This is a genomic window from Mucilaginibacter sp. P4_C11 (assembly GCF_056402115.1).
In genome coordinates, this window is record NZ_JBFUIA010000012.1 from 125616 (window position 1) to 152148 (window position 26533).

Consider the following 26533-nt stretch of genomic DNA (forward strand, 5'->3'; position numbering starts at 1 on the left):
ACTTGACAATCAATATTTTATATTTAATCATGGTTAACACGAAACTGATCGCAAAATTTAGGTGTATCCTAATACTTGTGCCTGTTGTTGGCCAATAAAAGTCCCTTCGGTAACCGGATCATTTAACCAGGATCCACCAATAAAAACAAGGTGTCGTTTGATACTTATATCTTCCCGACGCCATAACCTCATTCCATTAACTATGTTGATGCGTTTGCCTTGCCTGGCTATTTTGTACTCAAGGTATTGAACTTGTAGGTTAACGTCAATAAAAAATAGCGCTTCAGCGTATTGTTCTGTACATCGTAAATGGTGTTATTACCGGTAAAGCGATATACGCTGGTGTTTTGGTTAAACAAATCATAACCGGTCACTTTTATCTCGCCCCTGTCTTTTTTCAGGAACTGAAGGGCTACCGAGCTACTTATCACGTTAACACTTTTTTGAAAGCCATTGCTCACCTGCGAGTTATAGTTAAATTCCTGTTTAGTTTCCCACACTATCTTTTTTGGCCAGCGCACCACCAGGTTGTTTTGCATGCTGTAGTTATCGGTAAACACTTTTTTATGGTCGCCATAATTATAGGAAGTATATACCGGGCGATAGCCGCCGCCAGCATTAAGCTCTATCTTATCGTTCCAGTTTATATTGAAATTTTGGTTAAAACCGAGCGAAAAATACTTTTGCCATCCATCTACCCCGTTAATAATGTTAATATTTCGCCGGTAAAATCCATAAACCGAGGTATTTGTGTTCAGCGTCCATTTACCCATCTTTTTAAACTGTTTGTACATCCCCATTGATCCATTTACGCTAAACTGCCCATCGCGATTTACAAAATTGGTGGCCTGCGCGCCATTGGCTACGCTTATTTGTGTTTGCACAATGGCATCCTGCTCTGTACTGAAACTGGCATAACTATAAATATTAACCTGCGATGCCTGGAAGTACTTATTAAAATTGATATTGACATTATCGTTAATAGTCGGCTTTAAATTGGGATTGCCTGTAAAGCTGTATAACGGGCTATAAACGATAGTTTGCGGTTGTAAGGCAGATAAATATGGCAAACTGGCCGAGCGGTTGTAACCAACAGAAAAAGACCCGAGCTCCATTCTTATAGTCGGCAGGAAAAAGAGGTAGTTGTGATAATTTGTCGCGACAGCAAATTTATTTTCGGCCTGCTGCCAGTTAAATGATAAGCCCGCGATAAGCGATATCTCCTTGGTAAACTGGTAGGTAATACCGGGCTTAACATCCTCGGTAAATAAATTACGTTTAAGGTTGGTACTTTGGCTAAGCAGGTAAATATCATAAACCTGGGTAGTTTTATTAAAATCAAAAACAGCATTCTCTTCGCGCGACCGGCTATAATTGCCCGATGTGGTAACATCAACAATCAATTTTTTGGTAAACGGGTACCTGATACTCCCATTTAAACCCGCCGAGAAATTGGAGTTTTTCCCGTTGCCCTGCCGGTTTAAGGTATCCGATTTAAGGCTTGATACAAATGAATTGAGGTTTGTTTTACTCAGGCTTTGCGATTGGCTGGGGCTGTACTGCAGGTTATGGCCTATATTTATAGATGCTCCCTTTTTTCCTTTCAGTCGCTTGTTATAATAAAAGTCCTGCTGAAAATCTGTGCCATGGCTTTTGTTGCTTGAACTGCCTCCATTGGTATTTAAATGACCTTCAAAATTGTTATAATTATCAGAAAAAGAACTATTTGACGAATTATCGCGTTTAAAAACAAGCTTAGGCGAATAGTGGATGGTATTAAGCGTATCCGGATTCCAATCAACCAGGCCGGTTATGGAATGCGAGTAATTGTTTGACCGGTTATCATTAGTTGATGTGGTATTAAGCGTAGTATCGCCCAGGAACTTCTGCACGTGCGCCTGGTTTTGTGACGTATTGTTTTTTTGGCTGTAAAAATATAGCAGGTTCAATTTTAGCTTTTTGCCATAGTCGGTATTGATATTGAATCCACCCGATGTTATTTTTTCGATACCTCCGCCCCAGTTTTGGCCACCGGTATTCACAGTGCCGTTATAAAGGTTATTGCCGCCGCTCCTATCAAACCCGCCCTGCGAATACAATTCATCATTTGAAAAAGCGGTACGGTTAAGGTTATTGCTTAAGCCGATGAGGCTTACCTGTAAGGTATCCCTGAACATGTTAAACAAGCCGCCGCTTTCATACCTGTCGCGCGTGCCTGCGCCGGCAAAACCTTTACCAAACGTACTGCGCTTTATGGCTTTTTTCAGTTTCAGGTTAATCACCTTTTGTACTTTGGTATCACTAATCAGGTGGTCGGGGTCGTTCTCCCTGTCATCATAAACCTGTATCGAACCTACTATGGCTGCATCCAGGTTTTTAGTGGCAATTTTAATATCACTGCCAAAAAACTGTTTGCCATCTATCAGTACTTTACTTACACTTTTGCCATTCACGGTTATGGTGCCGTCGCCGTTAACCTGCACGCCGGGTAGTTTCTTGAGTAACTCCTCTACCACTGCGTTGGGCCGGGTTTTAAAAGCCTCGGCACTAAACTCAATGGTGTCTTTTTTAATGGTGATGGGCAAACGCTCGGCCTTGATTACTACCTCATCCAACATTTTATTGCTCAGCGCAATTTCGCCAAGATCAACCACCTCGTTTTTTTGAAAAGTTAAAGCCTTGATAAAACTTTTGTGGCCTGTGTATGATATCACCAGTTTGATTTTTTTTCCCGACGGGAGGTTGCTTAGTTCAAACTCGCCGTTTTTTTTGCTTAGCGTATAAGCTATAAGCGATGTATCTTTTAAATCAACCGCGGCCACGGTACTTAATTCAAGGGATTTTCTGTTTAACGAATCGACAACGTGGCCCTTAATAGTTACATGTTTTTGGGCAAAAGAAATGGATATACCGGTAAAAAGGAATAATAGGATAAGAAGGTAGCGCATGGATGTGTAAGGTGTAATAAGGTAGATTGAAGGCTTGTGGCAGTTTTTTTTATAACGGGCAGGAGTTTACTTCATAAAAGCAGGCGATGTATTGATAAAAGGATATTTGCTATCCTGATGGATATATAAAAAAATGAGGTCAGTTAACAGCTCATCCAAAAATATGAGCGATAATGCATCCTAAAAATGGACTATCTGCATATTATAATGGATAATACTGCTAATAAATAAGCGGTGCTGGATTTTGCGATTCATAATAAAGATGCTTAGGTAATATTTTATATTTTACAAAACAGGTAAACGGATATACTTTAAAAGTATTATCCATCAAATGTTAAGTTTTATCCATTTTAATTGAATACATGCTTTGATAGCTTTACCATTTGCCAATTACCAACCAATAATCCTGCATAAATCCAGGCCTTATTGCTTTCAAATACATGAAACTATATACCTTGCTGGTTTTTGTTTTTCTGTTTGCATTTATTACGCTAAGTGCGTATGCCCAGGTAGGCGATCCTATTTTTACTATTGATTTTGGATCGGGCAACAGTACAATTGGCCCTAAAATCAACAACAGCGATTATACTACCACCTATAGTTATTTTGCAGGCACCCCGGCCGACGGTACTTATACGATAGCAAACTCGACCCAGGGTATGTACACCGGCGCCTGGCTGGTAACCGGCGACCATACCGGTAATCCCGGAGGTTACATGATGGTAGCCGGTGCCAACGAGTTTCCCGGCGATTTCTTTAACCAACGGATCAGGGATCTTTGCCCCAACACTACATATCGCTTTAGCGCTTATTTATTAAACCTAATGCAATTTGATGGTATTAAACCCGACATTACCTTTTCGGTGGCCACCAATGATGGCGTTAAAACTTATAATACCGGCCCCATACCGAACGGACTGGGCTGGCAACAATACAGTATTACGTTTACAACACCTGCCACAGGCGGCGATATTATCCTGAAAATGACCAACAATGCCGGTGGCGGCTATGGCAATGATATCGCGCTGGATGATATCACCTTTAGCCCCTATGGCCCTACACTAACTCCGGCGTTTGATGCCCAAAACATCATGCTTACAGCTTGCGAAGGCGGCAATAAAACTTTTAGCTTAAATGCCACGCTCTCAAGCGGTTTCAATTACACCAACCCTGCCTACCAATGGCAAATTAATAACGGCAGCAGTTGGGAAGCCGTACCTGGGGCCAGCACCTTATCATACCAGGCTACCCAACCTGTAGCAGCCGGCACTTACCAGTACAGGCTTACCAGCGCCGAAGCTATCAACATCAATTCCAGCCAGTGCCGGGTAGTATCGCAGCCAATTACGCTTACAGTTAAACAGCCGCCACGGGCTATAGCCACCGCTTCGACACCCGTTTGCTACAACGATAACCTGATGCTTTTTGCCTCCGAAGGCAGTAGTTACAGTTGGACAGGGCCCGGCGGCTTTACATCCGGCCAGCAAAACCCGGTTGTAATGGCGGCAGACGTAAAGGCGGGTTATTATAAGGTTACTGTTACCACCGGCGATTGTTCATCAACTGATAGTGTTAATGTTGTACCAAACCCTAAAATAAACGCGTATGCAGGTGCCGGGGTAGCTGTTTGCCAGGGCAACGGTATTGCTTTGCAGGCAACGGGCGGCACAAAATACCAATGGACGCCGGCAACCGGACTATCTGACGCCACTATAGCCAATCCGTTTGCGCACCCGGATACGACCACCAAATACACCGTAACGGTAACCAGCAACGGCTGCACAGCAACTGATAGCGTTATTGTTACAGTGATAAAAGACCCGGTGGCCGATGCCGGCCCTGATAAACACATTACCCTGGGGCAAACAACACAACTAAATGGCAAAGCAACCGGCGATAATGTAACGTATTACTGGACGCCTGCCGATTACCTGGACAACCCCTATTTACTTAGCCCCATAGCATCCCCCATCGGCGATATCACGTATACATTGCATGTAACATCCGGTGCGCCCTGTGGTGTTGAGAAAACCGACCAGGTTTTTATAAGCGTTTACAAAAAGGTAATTATACCAAACTGTTTTAGCCCCAATAACGACGGCAATAATGATACCTGGAAAATTGAAGCGCTGGATACTTACCCGGCATCGACAACACAGGTTTTTGGGCGTTACGGCAACCTGGTTTTTGAGTGCAAAGGCTATTCAAAAGCCTGGGATGGCAGCAGCAAAGGCAACAAACTACCCACCGGTACTTACTATTACCGCATCGATTTAAAAAACGGGACGGTATTATCGGGTTGGTTGCTTATTGTATTGTAACCCAATACCTAAGCTTCTGTAAATGCCCCAAACAGATACCGTTAATCATGTTTTCAGCAAAGTTTTTTGGGTAAACCAATTTTTTTGAGCGATAATTGTATTACCATCATCCGATTGTGTATAGTATTAAAAATATTTCAGGCAAAATGCCAATATCGTAGTCGGTTTGTTGATTATAGAGCTGATGAAAAAGTAACAAGTGGTAATTGCACCTTGTTTTTTACTTTTTATAACTTATCCGTGCCAATATTTTTTTAAACTGCAAATGGGTATTGTCTTCGGCCGGCTCATCATCAGTATCCCACCAATCAAAAAGCAATTTCAACGAATTATGGGCAATCGGATTTTGTTTAAGCAAGCTGTCTAATTCATCTAACTCCTCCCCGGTAGCCTCATTTGCCATTTTTTTGGTAACAAGCATCCAAATATGATCTTCCATATAATTCGGGGCTATTGGTTATTTTTCGGTGCGGATAGCATGTTTTGTATAAATACCTATATAAACGTTGTATTATATATTAAATTATTTAATAATACATAAGCGTTATGTTATGTGACGCATGCTTTTGGCAAAAGGTTGCACCATAACCTGTAATTGCCAAAAAAATATTTGCGTACGGGCGTTCGGTTTTTTGTGGGGCGTTCGGGTGTTCGGGTGTTCGGGGGAATAATACAAATAACTGATTATAAGATATTTAAGTGCTATAATGTTTTTTTTTAATTTCACAAACAATTGGCAATCAAATCCTTATATATTAACCAGGTATCCATCATACACCCGGAGACACCTTGTTTTTCAATCCGCCCGCCTGTAACAAAACCTGCCATTTTTCTATCTTAGTAAAAACATACCACTATGATCATCGTAAAAACCGACTCTTTTAGCACCCCAGACCGGCTGGCGCGTTTCATTAACGAAAACGATATCAAACGCGAGGACATCCTTACCATCACCGATGGCCCACGCGGCTTAACCATATTTTTCTACGGCGATTCGGAAGTTGAAGAGATTACGCATGGCTTATTCTCATAGTTGCAATTTTTGTGCAGGTAAATTCAGTTTTTGAATAATTATGGCTTAATTTTCGTTAACTTTTTACACAAATATTCAATTTTTAACTACATGAAAATTGCCACCTATAATGTTAATGGCGTAAACGGTCGCCTGCCGGTGCTGCTGCGCTGGCTTGCCGAAACCGCGCCCGATGTAGTTTGCCTGCAGGAGTTAAAAGCTCCGCAGGATAAATTCCCGCTGGAGGCCATTACCAACGCTGGCTACAACGCCATATGGCATGGGCAAAAAAGCTGGAACGGCGTAGCCATCCTGGCCCGTAATAACTACGAGATTAAAGAACTGCGCAAAGGCCTGCCCGGCGACCCCGACGACGAGCATAGCCGCTACATTGAAGCGTTTATAAATGGCATAGTCATCGGCTGCCTGTACCTGCCTAACGGCAACCCAGCTCCGGGCCCCAAACTGGATTATAAGCTGCGCTGGTTTGAACGCCTTACCAGCCACGCCTCGGGCCTGCTGGCGCATGGAATACCTACTATAATTACCGGCGACTATAACGTGATGCCCACCGAACTGGACGTTTACAAACCCGAACGCTGGTTGGACGATGCCCTCTTTCGCCCTGAAGTGCGCCTGGCCTTCAAAAACCTTGTGGACCAGGGCTGGACAGACGCCATCCGCAAACTATACCCAACCGAGGTGATCTATACCTTTTTTGATTATTTTCGCAACGCCTATGGCCGCAACGCCGGCCTACGGATTGACCATTTCCTGCTAAGCCCCCACGTAGCCGACCGCCTGCAGGCAGCCGGTGTTGACCGCAACGTGCGCGGCTGGGAAAAAACCAGCGACCATTGCCCGGTATGGATAGAAATTGAAGATAGTACCAAGTAGTGAGTATCAGGTAGCAAGAGAGCTGCGGGAGGGGCGCAGGGTTTAAACGGGTAAGTAGCTCGCTTTTTTTGCAAGGCTAATCTTCATCAACTATGTAATCAACAAAAGTGTCATTACTATTTTTTCCGGCAACACGCGTAGTTACCCGTAATGACGCCTGGGGTACTGCATATCTATCATTTCCCCGTCATAACAATTTTAGTATTGTAATTAAACCAAAAAGGTGATTAAATTTGTTTAATTAATCTAAATAGAATTTTCGATGAATATCAACGTATATACCGAATCAACGCCAAACCCGGCAACAATGAAGTTCATTGTGAACAAGTTGCTGATTAATGGCAGTGCCGATTTCGCTACTAAAGAAAGCGCCGATAAATCACCCTTCGCTAAGGAATTATATAAATTTTCGTTTGTAAATGGTGTTTTCTTCGCCAGCAACTTCGTTACCATCACCAAAACGGATGAAAGCGACTGGGCCGACGTTGAACCTATTATGAAAGAGTTTGTAAAGGGCGCGGTTGAATCGGAGTTGAAGATCCAATTAGAAGAGCAGTCTGAGGAAACAAACTTTGAAGGATCTGAAACAGAGGTTAAAATTCAGCAGATATTGCATGATTATGTTCGCCCGGCTGTTGAGCAGGATGGCGGCGCTATTTCCTACCGTTCATTTAATGAAGGTGTGGTAACTGTCGAGCTTCGCGGTTCATGCAGCGGTTGCCCGTCGTCGACTATAACGCTTAAAGCCGGCATCGAAAACCTGCTTAAACGCATGGTTCCCGAAGTTACTGAAGTGGTATCTGAAGCACTATAATTGGGGGGATTTCACCGATTTTCAAGGTAATTTCGCCGATATAACAAAGCTTCACTGATTAAATTGATTCTCAATTAAAATCAGTGAAGCTTCTTGTTTAAAGCGGTAATGATGCCAAAAAATCAAACCAGCATGATCACCTAAATAATCGGTGCAATCGCTTAATAATCGGTGCAATCCAAATTAAAAATATTTTTGGATCGCAGTCAGCATCTCCCCTGTTATTTTACCATTGCTTGCTAATAATTCCCTTGTTTCCAGCACTTCGCTGCCACCTTTAAAGTTTACTATATCGCCACCTGCCTGTTTTACAATTACAATTCCGGCGGCTACATCCCAGGCGTTCAGGTTGTATTCGTAAAAGGCATCAAAGCGGCCGCAGGCGGTGTAAACCAGGTCGACAGCTGCCGAACCAATGCGGCGCAGGCCGTGGCTGCTTCTCATCAGTTCGGTAAATAGTTCGATATATTGGGCCTGCTTGCTAAAATCATAATAAGGGAAACCTGTAGCAATAAGACTTGTACTTACCGTAGTGTTTTTGCTTACATGGATTTCTCGGCCATTCAGATAAGCAGGAGCATCTTTCCATGCGTAAAAACATTCGTCCTGGTTTATCTCGTACACAACTCCGGCCACCAGTTCATCATATTCCTTTAGTGCTATACTTACCGAATAAGCAGGCACGCCATGAATAAAATTGGTGGTGCCATCCAACGGGTCGATAATCCAGTTATATCGGTCGCCCACTATTGTAGTAGTTTTTTCTTCGGTGATGAAACCAGATTCGGGCAGTACTTTTTTTAAGCCTTCAACAATGATCCGTTCGGCAGTTTGGTCAACGTATGACACCATATCATTAAGGCCTTTGTATTCAATTTTATCGGGGTCGAACGCTTTGCGTTCCTGCCTGATAAATTCGCCTGCCTGTTTGGCTATTTCAATTACTTGTTGCGTTATGTTTTGCAGTTGCATGTTTACGTAATGATAAGCTGAATGAAAAAACCTTGTGAATAAAAAAGCTTGCAAAAAACAAGCTCAAAGCTGCACCTATACGCGCTACGGGAGCGTAGATACCAAAAACCTGGATCAATATTTTTATTAGCCCAAGGTTGGCGAAAAAACCAACACAGGCAACAGCTATAAAACGAAAAAACTGTTTATAAGCAGATGATTTTGACTCGGTAAAAACAAGCGCGCGGGTAATGGCAAAATTGACAATTACCCCAAGCAAAAACGAGATGGCTAACGATAAAGTAGAATTACGAAAAGTGTATGAACCGATAAGGTAAGTATGCCTGGCTAACAGGTTATGATAAAAAAGATAAAAAGCAGAGATATCGACAACAAAACCGGCACCAGCCGAAAGCACAAACCTGAATACCTGGTTATTTAACAGCTTATGAGCCTGTTTTTTATTAGCCATGCTGTGCTGTAGCTGTTTTTTTATTTTTTAAACCATTTGCAATTAACACAGCACCACCAATAACCATAATCAACGAGATCATTTCGGCTTGGGTAAAGCGAATACCAGCCACCTGATATTTTGTATTTACACGGATCAGTTCGATAAAAAACCGTTCAACACCGGCTAATATCATATAAATACCAAACAGAACGCCTGAATTTTTGATCTGTTTGCGGATACTCCACAGGAACGCAAACAGTAACAGGCAAATGATGCATTCATATAACGATGTTGGGTATACAGGGTATTGCAGTTCGTGACAAAATTTACCTATGCAATTTGCCAGGGGAACACCCTCGTCATTAACATTGTGCGGGAATTTAAAAGACCATACCCAATCAGGCGCCCAGCTCAGCCAGCCCGGTTTCGGCGCAAGGTTTACCACCCCCCAATCGCCATCGCCCGACATTTGGCAGCCAACACGGCCTAATGCATAAGCCAGCATCATACCTGGGCCACCAATATCCAGCATATCTAAAGGCTTAACGCCATTTTTATTGGCAATATATAACACGGCCGCGCCACCGCAAATAAGGCCACCATAAAAAGTAAGGCCGCTAAAACCTATTAGCATGCCAACCGGGTCTTTCATAAAATCGCCCCAGTTTTCAAGGGCATTAAATAACTTGGCGCCTGCAAAGCCAAATATGGCAGCCCACAACAAAATGCTGCCCATCATTTCGTACGGGTGTACGGTTACTTCCCTGTTTTCGGGTTTGGCTAATTTTTGCTTTTCGCTTTCATAATACGCCCAGTAAGCAAAAGCTGCGGCACCTATAATACCACCTATCCAATTGCCTCTTAATGACAGCAGGAAACCCTGTGTATCATCTAAAAGTGCATGGTAATTTAATGCCGAGTCGATTAATTTATACCCTAAAATAAAACCAAATACAGCATTACCGGCCAATTCGGCTGCCGAAGCAGGTTGCCCAACCAGTACCGTTCTTTTTGATGAATGAAGAATCCCCAGCTTCTCTTTCCGTTTAAATTCCTGAACAAAGGCCCAGTATGCTGCCATAAAAGCTATAGCTACAAAAAAACCAAATGTTTGTATAGGCAACGGGAAATTAAAACCGAAAAGATATTGCAGAAGCGATGTTATGGTTGGAAACATAGGTTGTAATTTGAAGCGAAGATAGCGTTTTAATGAACTAATATTTCTTCACCTTCTGTTATTTCGACATCACCATCCGGTGAAATATTTGTTAAGCAAACCTTTTTCAATTCGTTTACCAATATAGGATCGTATTTGGCTTTTACCTTTACATAGTTGCGGGTAAAGCCATGCATAAAACCGTCTTTAATATCACCCTCAAATAAAACCTCATCGGTTTTGCCTAACTGGGTTTCGTAAAAAGCCCGGCGTTTTTTTTCAGACAATATATGCAGCATTTTACTTCTATCCGCCCGGGCTGAACCAGGTACTACGCCTTTCATTTCGGCGGCCAGGGTATTTTCCCTTTCGGAGTAAGTAAATACGTGCAGGTATGAAACGTTCAGATCGTTTAAAAAATTATAGGTATCAATAAAATCCTCACGTGTTTCGCCGGGGAAACCTACAATAACATCAACCCCAATACAGCAATCGGGCATCAGTTCTTTTATTTTGGCTACGCGGTTTACATACAAATCGCGTTTATAGCGACGGCGCATCAGGCCGAGTATCTTGTCGGAACCAGACTGAAGCGGGATGTGAAAATGGGGAACAAACCGTCTTGAAGTAGCCACAAAAGCGATGATCTCGTCGGTAAGCAGGTTTGGTTCGATAGAGGAAATGCGGATCCTGTCTATCCCTTCTACCTCGTCGAGGGCTTTAACCAGGTCAAAAAACTTATCCTCCCGTTGCCCGTTGCGGATCCCGAAATCGCCCAGGTTAACACCTGTAAGTACTATTTCTTTTACGCCCGAAGCACTTATCTGTTTAGCCTGTTCAATTACGTTGGCAATGGTGTCGCTCCTGCTGGCACCGCGGGCCAGGGGAATGGTGCAAAAGGTACAGGAATAGTCGCAGCCATCCTGAACTTTCAGGAACGTACGGGTACGGTCGCCAAATGAATATGCAGGTACAAACTGGTTGGCCTGGCTCACAGGTTGGTTGTAAACAACTGCTTTGGGCTTTTTGGTAAGGTCGGTAATATGATCAATGATCTGGAATTTTTCGGCAGCGCCAAGTACCATGTCAACGCCGGGAATATCGGCAATTTCCTGTGGCTTTAACTGGGCATAGCAACCTACAATGGTTACGTAAGCATTCGGGGAAATCTTGAGCGCTTCTTTAACTATCTTTTTACACTTCTTGTCGGCGTTTTCGGTTACCGAGCAAGTATTGATCACAAAAACGTCGGGCGTGTTTGAAAACTCAACCGTATCGTAACCGGCCTGGGTAAACATCCGGCCTATTGACGAGGTTTCCGAGTAATTAAGCTTACAGCCAAGAGTGTAAAAAGCGACTTTCTTATTCATTGCAAGGGCGCAAAGATAAGCAATTAGTGAATTACTGAGTTATTGAATTAGTGATTTTACTTTGGGGTTAATTATTTATAGCTAACTCTCCCGATAGTAAGCACAATTAAAAGCAGCTTACGCCAATACTTTGCTCTTTTGCCTGGTGTATTCTTCTTCGCTTATTATACCTTTTTCTTTAAGCATATGAAGTTCGTGTAATTGTTCGGATAAACTCCGTTGCGTTGCAGCACTACTATAATCGGGGGTATTTAGAACATGCTTTGCACCGCGGCTACGTTTAACCAATGCGTTACAGGCATCAACCTGGCTGCCCAGGGTAAACAAATCTATAATCCAGCCGATGCCAGCCAGGCCAAGTGTGAAAAAATAAAGTATACCAACGCCTGTTTTATTGAGATAAAACTTGTGCGCGCCCAGTACACCTAAAAAAAAACATAAAATGTATGCAGTCGACTTAGATTTCATTATTCGGGCGAACCGGAGTTTACTTTTGGCATAACTAAGGTAAACATTTTCCTAATGTGTACAAAACATCCAACATAATTCAGGTCAGACACGCACCCGCTATGGGTATCGACATCAATATTAAATTATTAATATCATTAAACAACAACCGATAAACCTTAAGCAATAATTATATCCCTTTCCACTCATAACTTTCATTCTCCAATCCCATCAGGTCAATAACCCGGTTAACTACCGTCATCGCCAGTTCTTCAATAGTTTGCGGTTTGCTGTAGTATGATGGTATCGCGGGGCAAATAATCCCTCCGGCCTCGGTAACGGTGGCCATATTACGGATGTGGATAAGGCTTAACGGCGTATCGCGGGCAACAAGGATGAGTTTGCGGCGCTCTTTCAAAACCACATCGGCGGCGCGGCTTATCAAATCGTCTGATATCCCGCCAGCTATCCGGCCGAGCGTACCCATAGAACATGGCACAATTACCATGGTATCAAACTTTGCCGACCCGGAGGCAAATGGCGCCATGAAATCGTTTTTGGCGTAAAATTTAAAGTCTTGCTTGCTGTAATCATCGTTTCCCAACTCAAAACGCCATACGTCTTTGGCGTTATCCGACATCACAACAGCAACTTCGGCAATTTGATCTTTCAGCTGGTTTAACTTTTTTAACAACAGGTGGGCATAAATAGCGCCGCTGGCGCCTGTGATGGCAACTACTATCTTCTTCTTCATTACTTCTCTCCAACAATCCAAAAAAACGGGCACAAAAAAGGGTCGAATACAAGTACCCGACCCTACATCTACCTATGAAAAACATGCCCTTGAGAGGGCACTACAAATGTACTAACTGTTTTTATATTATAAAGCAAATTTGTAAAAATATTTTTACGTTATTTTTTTGTTAAGTTTTTTTGTTAAGACAAATTCAGATCTATCAGCGTTTGGATAATACCATCAACCATACCCACACGGGGCACATATATTTGTTTTATCCCCGCATTTTTCATAACTGTCAAATAAATCTCGCAGGCCGGGATTATAACATCTGCCCTATCCTGGTTTAAGCCAAGCACATTAATACGATCTTTAAGCGAAAAAGAATTAAGGTAAGTATACAACGATTTTAGCTTGGTAAAAGCCATAGGTACCTCATCGCCTTCTTCGGCCAAACGGTGCAACTTGTTGATATTGCCACCCGTACCTATACCTAACAGCTGCTTATAGCCCCGCGTATGTTCGCGGATAAACTCCTTCATTTCATCCCAGGTTTCTTCGGTATCCTGGTTATCCAGAATGCGGATAGTGCCTATATTGAACGATTTGGAGGCCATTAACTCTCCTGCCGAAAACAACGAAAGTTCGGTACTGCCGCCGCCAACATCAATGTATAAATAACTTTTGCTTTTATCAATGGTTTGCTCGGCATGGCTGGCGTAAATCACCTTTGCTTCTTTGGAGCCATGGATAATCTCAAGGTCGATATTGGCTTGTTCCTTAATCAGTTTAACAACATCCTCGCCGTTGGTAGCTTCGCGCATGGCCGATGTGGCATAGGCCAGGTAATGGGTTACCTTATAAACATCCATCAGGTTGCGGAAAGCGCTCATTGATTTTACCAGGTCGGCAGCTTTTTTATCAGAAATGTTATGTTGAATAAAAGCATCGTCGCCCAGGCGCAGCGGCACCCGGATCAATGTATTTTTTTTGAATGAAAAGGAACCATGATTTTCAATAATATCGGCAATCAGCAGTCTTACTGCATTTGAACCAATATCTATAGCTGCGTATCTCAACTTTGTTTGTTTTTAGTTTTCAGGTAATTGTATATTTCTATTTGCGCCCTGTGCGATTCGGCCGCGTTGGTTTTGTGGTATTTATTACTATTTGCACTGTTTATTTCGCGTGCCTTTGTATTATCCTGCAGTTGTATATTAATCATGTCCTTAACTTCTTTCTTTAAACGCTCGTCTAAAATCGGGAAGCCAACCTCAACCCGGGTATCAATATTACGGCTCATAAAATCGGCCGAAGTAAGATAGATCAGCTCGTCCCCTCCATTACAGTAAATGTGCACGCGTGCATGCTCCAGGTACTTATCCACGATACTTATTACCTCAATATTTTCGCTAAAACCTTTCACTCCCGGCACAAGGCAACACATACCCCTGATGATCATTTTTATTTTAACACCCGCGTTACTTGCCTGGTAAAGTTTACTGATAAGCCCTTCATCGGCAAGGCTGTTCATCTTCAGGATCATGTAGGCCTTTTTACCTGCCTTAGCGTTTTTTATCTCGTTATCTATCAGTTTATAAATAGCCGGCCTGGAATCAATTGGCGATACAATCAATGCTTTTAGTCCCTTGGGTAAGGTATTCCTTTTGAGCGCTTTAAACACTATATCCAAATCGTCGGTTATTTTTTTGTTTGCGGTAAACAAAGTATGATCGGCATATATCCTGGCGGTTTTTTCGTTAAAGTTGCCGGTTGATAAACAGGCATAGTGCACAATCTTTTGTTTTTCCAGGCGGCTAACCAGGCATATCTTCGAGTGTACTTTGTAGCCTGCTATACCATACAAAACGTTCACGCCTTCTTCTTCCAGCCTGTTGCTCCAAAATATATTATTCTGTTCATCAAACCTTGCCCGCAATTCAACCAAACAGTTCACCTTTTTACCATTTTTGGCCGCATTTACCAACGCGTGTACAATTCTTGAATTTTCGGCAAGGCGGTAAACCGCTATGCTGATCTCTTTAACTTTTGGATCGATAGCAGCTTCGCGCAAAAAGTGGATGATGTAATCATATGATTGATATGGCGTACTTACCATATAATCTTTTTTTGCGATAAGGCCCAGCAAGCTTTTACCAAACGACAAATCTTCTACCGGTAAAGCCGCGTATTTAACAAACTCCAGATCGGGGCTGCCCACGTTGGGAAACGAAATAAAATTCTTGAAGTTATGATACCTGTTACCGGGGATAAGGCTTTCGCCATGCAGCCCCATTTTGGTTACCAGGTATTTTAACATATCCATAGGCATCTCGGTATCATAAAGTAAGCGCATTGGGGTACCTTTTTTGCGCTTTTGAAGGCTTTTTGATAATGCATCTATAAACTTGCCGCTCACTTCTTTATCCAGGTCAAGTTCGGCGTCGCGGGTGAGCTGCAGGGAATATGCTTCGATGCTGTCGTGCTCAAAAATGAAAAATATATCTTCCAGGCTGTACCTGATAATATCATCCAGCAGGATAATAAACTTCAGGTTGTTGGTTTCGGGCAGTACAACAAATCTTGATAGCGTATCCGGGAACTCAATAAGCGCGTAACGTGTTTTTTTATTTTTAGTAAGCTTTACAAAAAAGTAAATCGCCCGATCTCTTAATTCTGGCAGCGGCAGGCTATCATCAAGCATGATAGGCACCAAAGTGGCCAGCAGTTTTTCCCTGAAATAATTTTTAACGAAGGCACCCCGGCTTACGTTAAGCTGCTTGTCATTCAGGATAAATATCTTTTCTTCGGCAAGCTGTTTAACAATGATATTTTCATACAGGTTATTAAACTTACGCTCCTGCTTTACAACAAGGTTCTTGATTTGATTAAGGAGCTTTTTAGGGTTATAGCCTAATATTTCTTTCGATTTTTCGTTTAAAGCGGCAAGCCGTGTCATGGTAGCCACCCGCACCCTGTAAAACTCATCAAGGTTTGATGAAAATATAGCCAAAAAGCGTACGCGCTCAATTAAAGGCACAGTTGGATCGGCAGCTTCCTGCAAAACCCTGTCGTTAAAATATAACCAGCTTATTTCCCTGTTAATTAATGGTGGTTGTTTATCCATAAAATTTGTGCCCCTTAGGCCACGTGTACAAAACTGCTTATTTATTTGTTAATTTAATATTAACTCATCTACATAAAACCTGTTTTTAATGATTATTATTTAGTGTCCCATGTAAACAAATTGATAATGGCGCTGTGTAAATGTTTACAATACATTAGTTTTGTAAACATTATAAACTCTTTTACTTATGCCAACATTTGATATAGTAAGCAAAATAGATGGGCAAACGCTTGATAACGCCATCAATACAGCTAAAAAAGAAATACTTAACCGTTACGATTTTAACGATTCAAAAAGCACTATCGACCTGGATAAAAAAACCAATGAAATAACCATCGTAACCGAAAACGAGATGCGCCTTAAAGCCATCCAGGATTCCATCATCGGCCGCATGGTGAAACAACACCTGGATTCGAGCGCGCTTGATTTTGGTAAAGAGCAATACGCATCGGGCAACATGATCCGCAAAGAGATAAAGGTTAAAGAAGGTATCGACAAAGAAACATCCAAAAAGCTGGTTAAAAAGATAAAAGACAGCGGCCTTAAGGTGCAAGCCTCTATTATGGACGACCAGGTACGTGTACAAGGCAAAAAAATTGACGACCTGCAAGCGGTGATCAGCCTATGCCGTACCGAAAACTTTGGCCAGCCGCTGCAGTTTATTAATATGAGGGATTAAGGTGGAAAATCCACAGCTGTAGATTAGAAATCAGTCGTTCGGAAGCCGAATTGATGTCATTGAGTATCCTTCAGGTAAACCCTGAAAAAAAATTGATATGACGTACTATTGATATAGTTAAACGAATGCTATAAACTACCGTCATTGCGAGGCACGAAGCAATCCCGAACTATGTGGGACTTAGCATGTAGGGGATTGCTTCGTGCAATGACGGTTATTGAATATTGGGAATCAAACACTTGCGAACACGTCCTTATAAGGAGGAACAACGTAACAATCGCGACCGTTGCAGGCCAGAATTACACAGTTCGCGATTGCTTCGTACCTCGCAATGACATGGCTTTAAAGCGCAAATAATGCGCCTTTCTTGTTTAAAACAGCCGGGCAACTACCCTGCTGCTTCCATTTCTTTAACCTCATTTGGGCGACCGTTTTTGAAGGCTTTGCGTGGTGTAAGGCCAAGCAGTTCAAACATAGCCATATCGGTATCAAATGACGGGTTTGGTGTTGTCAAAAGCTTTTCGCCTGCAAAAATAGAGCTGGCACCTGCCATAAAACAAAAGGCTTGCTCAACAGTACTCATTTCGGTACGACCGGCAGATAAGCGCACTACCGAACGCGGCATAATAATACGGGCGGTAGCAATCATCCTTACCATATCCCAGATAGGTACGCGGGGCTGATCGGCCAGTGGTGTACCAGCGATGGGCACCAAAGCATTGATAGGTACCGATTCGGGATGTTTGGGTAGGTTTGACAATGTTTTCAGCATCGAGATCCTGTCGTCAACAGTTTCGCCCAAACCAACTATGCCACCGCTACAAACTGTAATTTTTGCTTTACGTACGTTTTTAATGGTATTTAACCTGTCGTCATAAGTGCGCGTGGTGATAATGCGCTTATAATCCTCTTCAGATGTATCCAGATTATGGTTATAAGCATACAGGCCTGCATCTGCCAATCGTTGCGCCTGGCTCTCGGTAAGCATGCCCAGTGTGCAACATACCTCCATATCAAGGCTATTAACAGCCTTTACCATATCAATCACTTTATCAAAATCGCGGTTATCGCGCACTTCGCGCCAGGCCGCACCCATGCATAAACGCGATGCGCCACCCGCTTTTGCTTTTTCGGCAGCAGCAATAACTTCATCTTTGGGCATCATGGCATGTACATCTACACCGGTATTGTACCGGGCAGCCTGCGGGCAGTAAGCGCAATCTTCAGAACAGCCGCCGGTTTTGATAGAAATCAGCGAACTGATCTGTACTTCGGCGTAATCCTTATTTTCGCGGTGTACAGTTGCCGCGCGGTAAACCAGGTCGAGTAATGGGGTATGGTATATTTCAGCTATTTCTTCTTTTGTCCAGTCGTATCTTACTTCAGTCATATCTCAAATTTTGATGGTTCAAATTTATAATAATATCGCATAAAACGCCAGTTACGCTTAATGCTTCAACAAAAGCTTGGTAGCCAGGTATAAGGGCAATAAAAATCCGGCGCAATCGGTAAAGGTGGTAATAATGATAGACGATGCCACCGCCGGATCAATCCCTACCCTTTTTAATACCAGTGGTATAGATGCACCGGTAATACCCGCGATGATGAGGTTACCTGTCATGGCTAAAAACAAAACCAGGCCAAGCATAGGGTTGGCATCATAAAACAGGGCGATGCAAAAAACAACCAGTCCGTTGGCGGCCCCGTTAAGCATACCAACTAAAAATTCTTTTAAAACTGTATTATATGCCTGGCTATCGGTAAGGTTACTTAACGATATACGCCTGACGGTTACCGCAAGCGCCTGTGTGGCTGCATTACCGCCCATACCGGCTATTATAGTCATGTAAGCGGCTATGCCTTTCACCTGGGAAACGGTATCGTCAAAATGCCTGATCACCGATGCGGCCAGGTAAGCAGTGGCCAGGTTAATAACCAGCCAGGGCAAACGACTTTTTACGGCATCTTTCCAGTTACCGCTCAATTCTTCGTCTTCAGATACACCCGAAATCTTTAATATATCTTCGGTATTTTCCTGCTCCATTACGTCAATGATATCATCAACGGTAACCCGGCCAAGCAATTTCATATGGTCATCCACCACCGGGATGGTTGTTAAATTGTATTGAGATATCAGGCGGGCAACCTCTTCCTGGTCAAGCTCGGCCCTTACATATACGGGGTCGCGTTTTACCAGGTCGCTCACTTTGGCATCCGCATGGGCTTTTATAACATCTTTTATAGATAGGATACCCTGCAAGGTATCGGCATCGTCAACCACGTAAATGGTGTAAAACTCCTCCATCTCTTCCGATTGGCGAATGATCTCGTCCAGTGCCTCTTTTTTATCCAGCCGGATATTTACTTTGATGAGTTCGGAGTTCATCAAACCGCCGGCTGTATCTTCGGCATAGTTCAAAAGCGCGCGGATGCTGCTGGCATCATCGGCATCAATATCTTCTAATATCTCCTGCTGCTCATCTTCATCAAGCTGGGATATAATGTCGGTTGCATCGTCATAATCCAGTTCTTCAACTATCTCGCTTCTTTTTTCAGGATGGAGGTTCAGGAGCAGCTCACCGGGGCTGTGCTCCTCATCCATTTCGGATAAAACTTCGGATGCAACGTCAGTGGGCAGGATATTGATGATTCTTTCCTTATCCTCCTGCTCAAGCTGTTCAAACAATAAAGCAATCTCAGAGGCGTGATATTCCTTCAGAACTTTCTCTAATTCAGCATCATCGGCATCAAGTGCCGTTTTAATGCGGAGGAGATCGGTTTTATCTAAGTCAAAAGATTGCATATGCGACGAAAATAAGCATTTACGCCGCAATTACTACATTAAAATGAGGTTAAATAGGGATTAAGCCTCACCAGCAGCTTGACCGCCCGTTGATAACCAAATAGCCTCAGGAATCACCGTATTTAACCTCGATTACAAACTATAATCATACTTCGCCTTTAACCCGGTTACGTTTCCTAATTTACCCAGAACCTGCTCCACCTGCATTTTGCGGATAGACAGCTGCATGCTACAATCGTTATCAAACTGCTGTTCAAGCACCGGCAGATTTTCGTCTTTAATAATCCGCATCACGTCATTCATCTGCAGGTAATCAAACTTAATGGTGTAAATATCGTTCACCGTTTTTTGGATGATGACGGCCAGCTTCAGGGCTTCTTCTGTAGCTACCTTGTAGGCGTTAATTAACCCTGGTACCCCAAGCAGCGTGCCACCAAAATAGCGCACCACAACCACCAGGATATTGGTAACATCTTTTGACAGCAGGATATTTAGTATTGGCCGGCCGGCGGTGCCCGATGGTTCTCCGTCGTCGTTCACCCGGTAAACAGATCTATCAGTACCCAGGCGCATGGCCCAGCAATGGTGATTGGCTTTAGGGTGTTCGGCTTTTAATTTGGCTACGATAACTTTAATATCATTATCGGAGCTGATAGGATAAGCAAACCCCAGGAACTTGCTGCCCCTGTCACGGAATATACTTTCCGTTGGGTTTTCGATGGTTTGATAGGTATCGTCAAAAAGCATTTGTTTGGAACTAAAAGCTGAAGGCTTAAAGCAGAAAGCGTTAAAAAGCCATTCATGGGTACAATATTAAATTACAAGTGCAGGAAGCCTAATGTTTGCGGAAAATAAATAACAACAATTGCCAGCACGGCAACCAACAGCCCTATTTTGTTGAGGGTGCTTAATTTCTCCTTAAATATAATCATCCCGATGAGTGCGCCTACGACAATAACGCCGATATTCATTGACGAAAATACCGATGAGGGATTGCTTGCCAGGGCTTTGTGCGCCTTCAGATAAAAAAGGATATTACCAAAATTAAACAAACCCAATACCCAACCAATGAGGATATGCGGCCAGGAGAAACGCATTTTTTTTGTGACTACCTGGTAAATAAGCCCGATAAACGAAAGCGCAACCGCCAGTATAAAAATGATAAAAATGGCCGTTGTAAAAGGCACATTATTAACCTTGGTAATTTGCTTTAACAATACATCGATAACGCCAAAGCCCAGGAAAACGATAAGCAGGTAAACCCATGAACCTTTTTCTGCTTCTTTACTGCTACTAACCCTCCCTGTTGATTTTTGCCATGGGATTGAACATAAAATAGCTATAAATGCCAGTATGATACCAATTGTTTTGACCGGGGTTGATGCCTCGCCAAAAAGCAAAAATGCAGCTATAATCGGGATAAACAGGGATAAACGTTGTGCTACATCTGTACGTACGATACCGGCCTTACGCACCGAGGTTGCCATAATGATAAACAAGGCCGGGAATAAAACCCCGAGCGCGATATAGTTATAAACGGGCGACTGGCTTAAGTTGGCAAGCGACGGCCTGTAAAAAAACCAGGTAAGCAGGATAGCCATCGAATAATTCCAGGTGACAGCCTGGTAAACATCAATATGGTATCGCCTGGCCAGCTTGAGCATAACCGACACAATAACACTACAACAGATACTTAAAAAAACAAATAGCATAATTGGTGGTGCGTAGTAGAGCCAAGAATCCAGAGTCAAGAATTAAGACTTTTTTGCTTCAGGCGAAAGCATCAGCTGCAAATTACAAGCTTATTTTTTCGCTGTCCCATATTTCTCCTATCTTGATTCTTGACTCTTAATTCTTGATTCTATTTTTAATTCTTATTGGTTGTATAACGTTTGCAAACGGTCGTCTTCAATAAATGATTCGGCGGCAAGTATACCTGTTATTTGTGGTGATTTTATCCCTTTTGATAAAACAGTTTTGCCGGTAAAAATGCGGGCCTCATCCCAAAGGCCGGCATCAATAAACACTTGCAGGGTATGTGCCCCCCCTTCGATGATCACCGATTGAATGTCCTGCAAATATAATTGGTACAAAATGTATTGTGGCACATAGCGGTCAAAATCCTCCAATGCAATATACTTATTTTTTCCGTCGGCGTTAAATTCTATTTCATTAAAAACCAGTGTCTCAACAGATTGATCAAATACGTTGGCCTCTTTATTAAGTTCCAGCCTCCTGTCTATCACCACCCGTTTTGGCGATCTTCCCTCCCAATGCCGTACGTTCAATTGCGGGTTATCAATGGCAACGGTATTTTTCCCTACCAAAATGGCATCTTCCTCGCTGCGCCATTTATGTACCAACTTGCGTGATTGGGTGCCCGTTATCCAAAGCTGGCTACCATCAGCAGGCGCAAAAAAATCATCGTTGGTTTGCGCCCATTTTAATATAATGTATGGCCGGTGCTTTTGTACTTTGGTAAAAAACCTGCGGTTAAGCCACTGGCATTCCTTTTCCAGCACACCTGTTATTACCTCAATACCGGCAGCTTTAAGTTTTTCAATTCCTTTACCGTCAACCTGGGCAAAAGGGTCGCGGGTGCCAACAACTACCAGGGGAATTCGATGTTCAATAATCAAATCGGCACAAGGCGGTGTTTTACCATAATGCGCGCAAGGCTCCAATGAAACGTATATGGTTGATTGCTTTAACAGTTCAGCGGCGTTATCAAATTTGGCCGTTACCTGCACAATTGCATTTACTTCGGCATGGGCCTGGCCGTATTTCTGGTGATAACCCTCGCCTATTATTTTGCCTTCATGAACAACTACCGCGCCTACCATCGGGTTCGGGCTAACGTACCCGGCGCCAAGCTGAGCAAGTTCAAGGCAGCGCTGCATAAAAATTTCATGTTGAACCATGCTGCAAAAGTAGCTTTTATGTTACTTTGTTGCATGATTACCATAAAGGATGTTTTTGAAGATTACAAACAGCTGAACAAAGTATATGACGCTAATGAGGTAGAATCGCTTACTTTATTAACCATCAGCCAGGTAACTAACTTGTCAAAAGCATCTATTAAAGCATTTCCGGAACGGGAGCTAAACGACGAACAAGCCCAAAAACTAAAGAGCATTGCTAGCGAACTGATAACCGGCAAGCCTATTCAATACATTTTAGGTGTTACCGAGTTTTATGGGCTACCGTTTAAAGTAAATCCCAATGTGCTTATCCCCCGCCCCGAGACAGAAGAACTGGTAGAATGGGTTTTATCGGTTGCGGGTTACGGGTTACGAGTTGCGGGCGCTAGGTTGCAAGTTAGCAGTGGGCAGTTTGCAGGGAGTATATTGGATATTGGTACGGGGAGCGGGTGTATCGCCATCAGCCTGAAAAAGAATTTACCACTGGCCCAGGTTTCGGCAATTGATATATCCGAAGGTGCGTTGCACACCGCAAAAGAAAATGCTGACTTAAATGATGTTCATGTGCAATTTATCCAGGCCGATATTTTAGATGCAGCAACCACTCGCTACTCACCACTCACTACTCACCGCTCAACACCACTCACCACTTACCAAATCATCGTCAGTAACCCGCCCTATGTAACGCTGGACGACAAAAGACAAATGCACACCAACGTAACCGATTTTGAGCCGCATACCGCATTGTTTGTTCCCGAGGATGATCCGCTGTTGTTTTACAGGGCTATTGCCGATTTTGCTTCGGGTAATTTAACGCCGGGCGGCTATTTATTTTTTGAGATTAATGAGAGTTTGGGCAACGAAACTGTTGAATTATTACGCGACAAACATTTTACCGATATTGAGTTGCGACAAGACATGAGCGGCCGCGACAGGATGATTGGTTGCAGATGGAATGTTACTTATCCTTAACTACCATGCCCTGGTAGTTGTAGTAATTAAAATAAAAGAACAGGTAGGCCACACCCACGTTAAGCGGTATCAATATCCAAAGCAGGTGAAACATAATTACCCAAAACAACACTATAAATAAGGCCAGTATCCATTGAATATATTTATCCATATTTAAGCCAAACCAGTAAAGCAGGCAATGAAAAAGCATGGCAATACTTAACCCTGCCAGTAATAACTCCACAGCCATTAAAGGGCTAAACCTCCTAAACAACCAAACACTTTCGGGTACCAGCATAAAAAAATAAACACCTGCAAAATTCAGGAACAGCCTGAACCTGCTGTAGGGCAGGTTGCGCGAAAAGCTTAAGCGGGTTTCTTCAAACCTGCGAGCCTCAAATATCAAAACCACATGCGCTGTTATAACGGCCAGGATGGCTATACCAGCCACGCGTAAATCATTCTTCACATCGGCAAATAAATAAAAAACACCTGTTATAATTAACCACGACAATGCTTTGGTAACAAAGTACTGCACTTTAAGCTTATCAAAAACATGATAGATGTACATGCTAAAGTATGGCTTGCGCCATTTGCTGCTTAGCTTTAACAGAAATGATTGGCTGCTGCCGTCAACCAGCCGGTTTAATATCCGTGTATATATCAGCGTGCTACACCAAACTATGGCCGCTAAAAACAAACCCATCACCGCAGGCAGCAGATAATAATGATGTACTACACCTACGCAAACAGCCATTACAGCGTAAATAATAACCGGGCTTAAAATGATTGCTTGTGTGCAGCCCCAGCTTTTTAATTGATGGTTGCGGCTTAGCGCGTTGCTGCTGTAAAACAAAAACTGTTTTTCGGGTGCAAGTAATTGTATAGAAACATAGTGCCAGCTTTTAAAAACGTATAATAACCAGCCGCCAATAACCACCAGGAGCATAACAGGGCTGCTGCACATGGCTAACATTAAAGATTCATGATAGCTGATGAGCATATTGCCGGGCACACAGCCAACCAATATAAAAAATGCAAAAAACAATATAGGCGCGTGCACCTGGTAAAAACCAAAAGCAAATACTTTTACCAATACATTGGTTAACGGCTGCTTCATTACGCTATGAACTTTAAGGTTTGCGCTTCAACCAGCAACTCGCCAGCTTTGGGCAGTTCATCTAGCTCAAGCGTTTGGTGCGATGAAAGCAGGAAGCTGGTACCTTGCTGAAGATGCCGTTCGGCAATCCAGCTGTTTAAAATTTTTAATGATGCAGTATCAATGGTGATAAGCGGCTCATCTAACAGGATCAGTTTAGGATTGCCCAGAAACGCCAACACCAGCGACAATTTTTTGAGCATCCCGCTGGAGTAAGTTCCTACGGGCTGGCCAACGTAGCCTTGCATCTGCATGGTATCTATATAATGTTGCTCCTGCCCTACCGGCGCATCCTTGGCCTGCGCAAAAAGGGCAATCATCTCCTTACCGGTCAAAAACTCGGGGAAAACAGGTTCAGCTTCTGCAAAGTTTACCAGTTTTCGGTAACCCACAGGTTGTTTTTTTATGCTGATAGTATTATCCAACAAAATATCACCATCAAAAGATAAAATACCGGCAATGGATTTTAGCAGCGTACTTTTACCCGATCCGTTAACTCCTTTTATCCAGTAAACTCCCGGGTTTATGGAAAGTTCGTCTATTTTAAGGGCGGGGAAACCACCGTAGAGTTTTTTAAATTTTATGAATTGCAGCATTGTTGGTTGGATGGTAAAAAAGGCGCCATTGTTACACCGTGAATAAAAAACATGTTACACAAAAAAGACGCATGTGATGCGTCTCTACGGAAAAAATCGGAACATAAACATCCGGATTGCGAAATCTATATCGCTCCTTCTATCAATGTACCGTAAAATTCGCCCAAATCCATCCCTGCGGCCCTTACCTGTTGCGGGATAAGGCTGGCTGCAGACTGGCCTGGCGTGGTATTTATTTCGATAAAATAAAAGTCGTTAGTTCCATCCAGCAAAATAAAATCGACCCTTACCATGCCTTTGCAATTAAGGCGGATATACACTTCGGTTACAATATCGGCTATCAGTTCAACCTGCGCGGCCGGCAAATCGGCGGGTGTTACCTCTTTGGTTACGCCCGATGTGTATTTGGCTTCGTAATCAAAAAAGTCTTTGGTGGTCAATATCTCTGTTGCGGGCAGCACGGTAATTTTACCATTCAACCGGGCTATGCCTATGCTAAACTCCCGGCCTTTAATAAATTCCTCTACCAATATCTGCTCATCTTCGTGGAAAGCCTTTTTTAAAGCATCGGGCAAGCCGGCAACATTATAAACCTTGCTCATGCCTACGCTGCTGCCACCGTTATTGGGTTTTATGAACAACGGAAATTTAAGCGTGGCAGCTATAATAGCAACATCGTGCATATCCTTTTCAAACAGGCGCAGGGAATGCGCGGTATGCAGGCCATGTATCCCATTCACTATGGTTTTAGTGTAAGCCTTGTTCATAGTAATAGCCGATGTAGTGGCATCACAGGTGTTATAGGGTATGCCCAGCATATCCAGGTAACCTTGTATTTTGCCGTCTTCGCCGGGAGTACCGTGTATTGTAATAAAAGCAAAATCGAATTTGATTTTTTTGCCGTCCAGGGTAATGCTGAAATCGTTTTTATCAACATCAACCACACCGTGGCCGGCCTCATGAATCCACCTGTCGCGGTTTACATAAATGGTATAAACTTTATATTTTGAGGCATCAAGGCTGGCGGCAATATTTTTGGCGCTGTTTACAGATACTTCATACTCACCGGTAAAGCCACCGGCCAAAAGGGCTATGTTCTTCATTTGATTTCGGATGTCGGATTTTCGATTTCGGATTTAATTTTTATTTTTAATTTACCTTTTAAGGTGCGTTTGTTTTCGATTTCGAAAT

24 protein-coding genes are annotated in these 26533 nt (G+C 42.9%); 6 read left to right on the forward strand and 18 right to left on the reverse strand.

Annotated elements, in window-relative coordinates; genetic code table 11:
- Positions 1-227: 227 nt before the first annotated feature.
- Positions 228-2948 (reverse strand): outer membrane beta-barrel protein, encoded by a 2721-nt coding sequence (locus tag AC1DU2_RS13115; RefSeq protein ID WP_477357905.1) that lies wholly within the window; start codon positions 2946-2948, stop codon positions 228-230.
- A 440-nt stretch (positions 2949-3388) separates the two neighbouring features.
- On the opposite strand from AC1DU2_RS13115, the gene AC1DU2_RS13120 reads away from it, so the two are divergent.
- Positions 3389-5269: a gliding motility-associated C-terminal domain-containing protein gene (locus tag AC1DU2_RS13120; protein ID WP_477357907.1), complete on the forward strand. Its 1881-nt coding sequence runs from the start codon at positions 3389-3391 to the stop codon at positions 5267-5269.
- Positions 5270-5489: 220 nt separating this feature from the next.
- Here AC1DU2_RS13120 and AC1DU2_RS13125 read toward each other — a convergent pair whose 3' ends face one another.
- Positions 5490-5708: a hypothetical protein gene (locus tag AC1DU2_RS13125; protein ID WP_477357909.1), complete on the reverse strand. Its 219-nt coding sequence runs from the start codon at positions 5706-5708 to the stop codon at positions 5490-5492.
- Between the two features lie 417 nt (positions 5709-6125).
- Here AC1DU2_RS13125 and AC1DU2_RS13130 point away from each other — a divergent pair, with 417 nt between their 5' ends.
- The 3 genes from AC1DU2_RS13130 to AC1DU2_RS13140 all read left to right on the forward strand — a co-directional run bounded on the left by AC1DU2_RS13130 (position 6126) and on the right by AC1DU2_RS13140 (position 7992).
- Positions 6126-6302: a hypothetical protein gene (locus AC1DU2_RS13130; RefSeq protein ID WP_477357912.1), complete on the forward strand. Its 177-nt coding sequence runs from the start codon at positions 6126-6128 to the stop codon at positions 6300-6302.
- A 90-nt stretch (positions 6303-6392) separates the two neighbouring features.
- A complete protein-coding gene (gene xth, locus AC1DU2_RS13135) occupies positions 6393-7178 on the forward strand; it encodes an exodeoxyribonuclease III (RefSeq protein ID WP_477357915.1) in 786 nt (261 codons plus the stop codon).
- Positions 7179-7440: 262 nt separating this feature from the next.
- Positions 7441-7992 carry a NifU family protein gene (locus AC1DU2_RS13140; protein ID WP_147051710.1) on the forward strand — a complete coding sequence of 184 codons (552 nt, stop codon included), beginning with the start codon at positions 7441-7443 and terminating at the stop codon, positions 7990-7992.
- A gap of 183 nt (positions 7993-8175) precedes the next feature.
- On the opposite strand, the gene AC1DU2_RS13145 is transcribed toward AC1DU2_RS13140, so the two are convergent.
- The 8 genes from AC1DU2_RS13145 to ppk1 form a co-directional block, all read right to left on the reverse strand.
- Entirely contained in the window at positions 8176-8964 is a 789-nt protein-coding gene (locus AC1DU2_RS13145) for an inositol monophosphatase family protein (RefSeq protein WP_477384861.1), read from the reverse strand.
- Positions 8930-9415, reverse strand: a complete 486-nt coding sequence (locus tag AC1DU2_RS13150; protein WP_477384862.1) for a GtrA family protein — start codon at positions 9413-9415, stop codon at positions 8930-8932. Before AC1DU2_RS13150 ends, AC1DU2_RS13145 begins: the two co-directional genes overlap by 35 nt.
- Positions 9408-10574 carry a prolipoprotein diacylglyceryl transferase gene (locus AC1DU2_RS13155; RefSeq protein WP_477384863.1) on the reverse strand — a complete coding sequence of 389 codons (1167 nt, stop codon included), beginning with the start codon at positions 10572-10574 and terminating at the stop codon, positions 9408-9410. The genes AC1DU2_RS13150 and AC1DU2_RS13155 overlap by 8 nt, the downstream gene beginning before the upstream one ends.
- Positions 10575-10603: 29 nt before the next feature.
- Entirely contained in the window at positions 10604-11923 is a 1320-nt protein-coding gene (gene mtaB, locus AC1DU2_RS13160) for a tRNA (N(6)-L-threonylcarbamoyladenosine(37)-C(2))-methylthiotransferase MtaB (RefSeq protein WP_477384864.1), read from the reverse strand.
- 117 nt (positions 11924-12040) lie between these two features.
- Positions 12041-12391, reverse strand: coding sequence for an NINE protein (locus AC1DU2_RS13165; protein WP_477384865.1), 351 nt, complete (start codon positions 12389-12391; stop codon positions 12041-12043).
- 169 nt (positions 12392-12560) lie between these two features.
- Entirely contained in the window at positions 12561-13124 is a 564-nt protein-coding gene (locus tag AC1DU2_RS13170) for a UbiX family flavin prenyltransferase (RefSeq protein ID WP_477357933.1), read from the reverse strand.
- Between the two features lie 182 nt (positions 13125-13306).
- Positions 13307-14185 carry a Ppx/GppA phosphatase family protein gene (locus AC1DU2_RS13175; RefSeq protein ID WP_477357936.1) on the reverse strand — a complete coding sequence of 293 codons (879 nt, stop codon included), beginning with the start codon at positions 14183-14185 and terminating at the stop codon, positions 13307-13309.
- A complete protein-coding gene (ppk1, locus tag AC1DU2_RS13180) occupies positions 14182-16233 on the reverse strand; it encodes a polyphosphate kinase 1 (protein ID WP_477384866.1) in 2052 nt (683 codons plus the stop codon). Before ppk1 ends, AC1DU2_RS13175 begins: the two co-directional genes overlap by 4 nt.
- A 187-nt stretch (positions 16234-16420) precedes the next feature.
- Between ppk1 and AC1DU2_RS13185 the strand changes: the two genes are divergently transcribed.
- On the forward strand, positions 16421-16912 hold the full coding sequence (locus AC1DU2_RS13185) for a YajQ family cyclic di-GMP-binding protein (RefSeq protein WP_439697824.1): 492 nt from the start codon (positions 16421-16423) through the stop codon (positions 16910-16912).
- 388 nt (positions 16913-17300) lie between these two features.
- On the opposite strand, the gene bioB is transcribed toward AC1DU2_RS13185, so the two are convergent.
- The 5 genes from bioB to ribD form a co-directional block, all read right to left on the reverse strand.
- Positions 17301-18302: a biotin synthase BioB gene (bioB, locus tag AC1DU2_RS13190; protein WP_477357942.1), complete on the reverse strand. Its 1002-nt coding sequence runs from the start codon at positions 18300-18302 to the stop codon at positions 17301-17303.
- 57 nt (positions 18303-18359) lie between these two features.
- Complete coding sequence (gene mgtE / locus AC1DU2_RS13195) at positions 18360-19715, reverse strand: magnesium transporter (RefSeq protein ID WP_477357945.1); 1356 nt, start codon at positions 19713-19715, stop codon at positions 18360-18362.
- A 132-nt stretch (positions 19716-19847) separates the two neighbouring features.
- On the reverse strand, positions 19848-20462 hold the full coding sequence (locus AC1DU2_RS13200) for an IMPACT family protein (protein ID WP_477384867.1): 615 nt from the start codon (positions 20460-20462) through the stop codon (positions 19848-19850).
- Between the two features lie 71 nt (positions 20463-20533).
- On the reverse strand, positions 20534-21427 hold the full coding sequence (locus AC1DU2_RS13205) for an EamA/RhaT family transporter (protein WP_477384868.1): 894 nt from the start codon (positions 21425-21427) through the stop codon (positions 20534-20536).
- Between the two features lie 162 nt (positions 21428-21589).
- Complete coding sequence (ribD, locus tag AC1DU2_RS13210; RefSeq protein WP_477384869.1) at positions 21590-22636, reverse strand: bifunctional diaminohydroxyphosphoribosylaminopyrimidine deaminase/5-amino-6-(5-phosphoribosylamino)uracil reductase RibD; 1047 nt, start codon at positions 22634-22636, stop codon at positions 21590-21592.
- Between the two features lie 33 nt (positions 22637-22669).
- Between ribD and prmC the strand changes: the two genes are divergently transcribed.
- Positions 22670-23608, forward strand: a complete 939-nt coding sequence (gene prmC, locus AC1DU2_RS13215; RefSeq protein WP_477384870.1) for a peptide chain release factor N(5)-glutamine methyltransferase — start codon at positions 22670-22672, stop codon at positions 23606-23608.
- Here the strand turns inward: prmC and AC1DU2_RS13220 are convergent.
- The 3 genes from AC1DU2_RS13220 to AC1DU2_RS13230 all read right to left on the reverse strand — a co-directional run bounded on the left by AC1DU2_RS13220 (position 23595) and on the right by AC1DU2_RS13230 (position 26445).
- Complete coding sequence (locus tag AC1DU2_RS13220; protein WP_477384871.1) at positions 23595-24707, reverse strand: hypothetical protein; 1113 nt, start codon at positions 24705-24707, stop codon at positions 23595-23597. The genes prmC and AC1DU2_RS13220 overlap by 14 nt on opposite strands.
- Positions 24707-25342 carry an ABC transporter ATP-binding protein gene (locus AC1DU2_RS13225; protein ID WP_477384872.1) on the reverse strand — a complete coding sequence of 212 codons (636 nt, stop codon included), beginning with the start codon at positions 25340-25342 and terminating at the stop codon, positions 24707-24709. Before AC1DU2_RS13225 ends, AC1DU2_RS13220 begins: the two co-directional genes overlap by 1 nt.
- Positions 25343-25467: 125 nt before the next feature.
- Complete coding sequence (locus tag AC1DU2_RS13230; RefSeq protein WP_477384873.1) at positions 25468-26445, reverse strand: D-alanine--D-alanine ligase; 978 nt, start codon at positions 26443-26445, stop codon at positions 25468-25470.
- Positions 26446-26533: the final 88 nt, after the last annotated feature.

Coding starts and splice junctions, on each gene's coding strand:
- AC1DU2_RS13150 (WP_477384862.1), bottom strand. CDS start 9,415: ATGGCTAATAAAAAACAGGCTCATAAGCTGTTAAATAACCAGGTATTC.
- bioB (WP_477357942.1), bottom strand. CDS start 18,302: ATGACTGAAGTAAGATACGACTGGACAAAAGAAGAAATAGCTGAAATA.
- AC1DU2_RS13115 (WP_477357905.1), bottom strand. CDS start 2,948: ATGCGCTACCTTCTTATCCTATTATTCCTTTTTACCGGTATATCCATT.
- AC1DU2_RS13200 (WP_477384867.1), bottom strand. CDS start 20,462: ATGCTTTTTGACGATACCTATCAAACCATCGAAAACCCAACGGAAAGT.
- AC1DU2_RS13205 (WP_477384868.1), bottom strand. CDS start 21,427: ATGCTATTTGTTTTTTTAAGTATCTGTTGTAGTGTTATTGTGTCGGTT.
- AC1DU2_RS13185 (WP_439697824.1), top strand. CDS start 16,421: ATGCCAACATTTGATATAGTAAGCAAAATAGATGGGCAAACGCTTGAT.
- AC1DU2_RS13170 (WP_477357933.1), bottom strand. CDS start 13,124: ATGAAGAAGAAGATAGTAGTTGCCATCACAGGCGCCAGCGGCGCTATT.
- AC1DU2_RS13225 (WP_477384872.1), bottom strand. CDS start 25,342: ATGCTGCAATTCATAAAATTTAAAAAACTCTACGGTGGTTTCCCCGCC.
- AC1DU2_RS13230 (WP_477384873.1), bottom strand. CDS start 26,445: ATGAAGAACATAGCCCTTTTGGCCGGTGGCTTTACCGGTGAGTATGAA.
- AC1DU2_RS13155 (WP_477384863.1), bottom strand. CDS start 10,574: ATGTTTCCAACCATAACATCGCTTCTGCAATATCTTTTCGGTTTTAAT.
- AC1DU2_RS13140 (WP_147051710.1), top strand. CDS start 7,441: ATGAATATCAACGTATATACCGAATCAACGCCAAACCCGGCAACAATG.
- AC1DU2_RS13120 (WP_477357907.1), top strand. CDS start 3,389: ATGAAACTATATACCTTGCTGGTTTTTGTTTTTCTGTTTGCATTTATT.
- AC1DU2_RS13130 (WP_477357912.1), top strand. CDS start 6,126: ATGATCATCGTAAAAACCGACTCTTTTAGCACCCCAGACCGGCTGGCG.
- AC1DU2_RS13145 (WP_477384861.1), bottom strand. CDS start 8,964: ATGCAACTGCAAAACATAACGCAACAAGTAATTGAAATAGCCAAACAG.
- xth (WP_477357915.1), top strand. CDS start 6,393: ATGAAAATTGCCACCTATAATGTTAATGGCGTAAACGGTCGCCTGCCG.
- prmC (WP_477384870.1), top strand. CDS start 22,670: ATGATTACCATAAAGGATGTTTTTGAAGATTACAAACAGCTGAACAAA.
- mtaB (WP_477384864.1), bottom strand. CDS start 11,923: ATGAATAAGAAAGTCGCTTTTTACACTCTTGGCTGTAAGCTTAATTAC.
- AC1DU2_RS13125 (WP_477357909.1), bottom strand. CDS start 5,708: ATGGAAGATCATATTTGGATGCTTGTTACCAAAAAAATGGCAAATGAG.
- ribD (WP_477384869.1), bottom strand. CDS start 22,636: ATGGTTCAACATGAAATTTTTATGCAGCGCTGCCTTGAACTTGCTCAG.
- AC1DU2_RS13220 (WP_477384871.1), bottom strand. CDS start 24,707: ATGAAGCAGCCGTTAACCAATGTATTGGTAAAAGTATTTGCTTTTGGT.
- AC1DU2_RS13165 (WP_477384865.1), bottom strand. CDS start 12,391: ATGAAATCTAAGTCGACTGCATACATTTTATGTTTTTTTTTAGGTGTA.
- ppk1 (WP_477384866.1), bottom strand. CDS start 16,233: ATGGATAAACAACCACCATTAATTAACAGGGAAATAAGCTGGTTATAT.
- mgtE (WP_477357945.1), bottom strand. CDS start 19,715: ATGCAATCTTTTGACTTAGATAAAACCGATCTCCTCCGCATTAAAACG.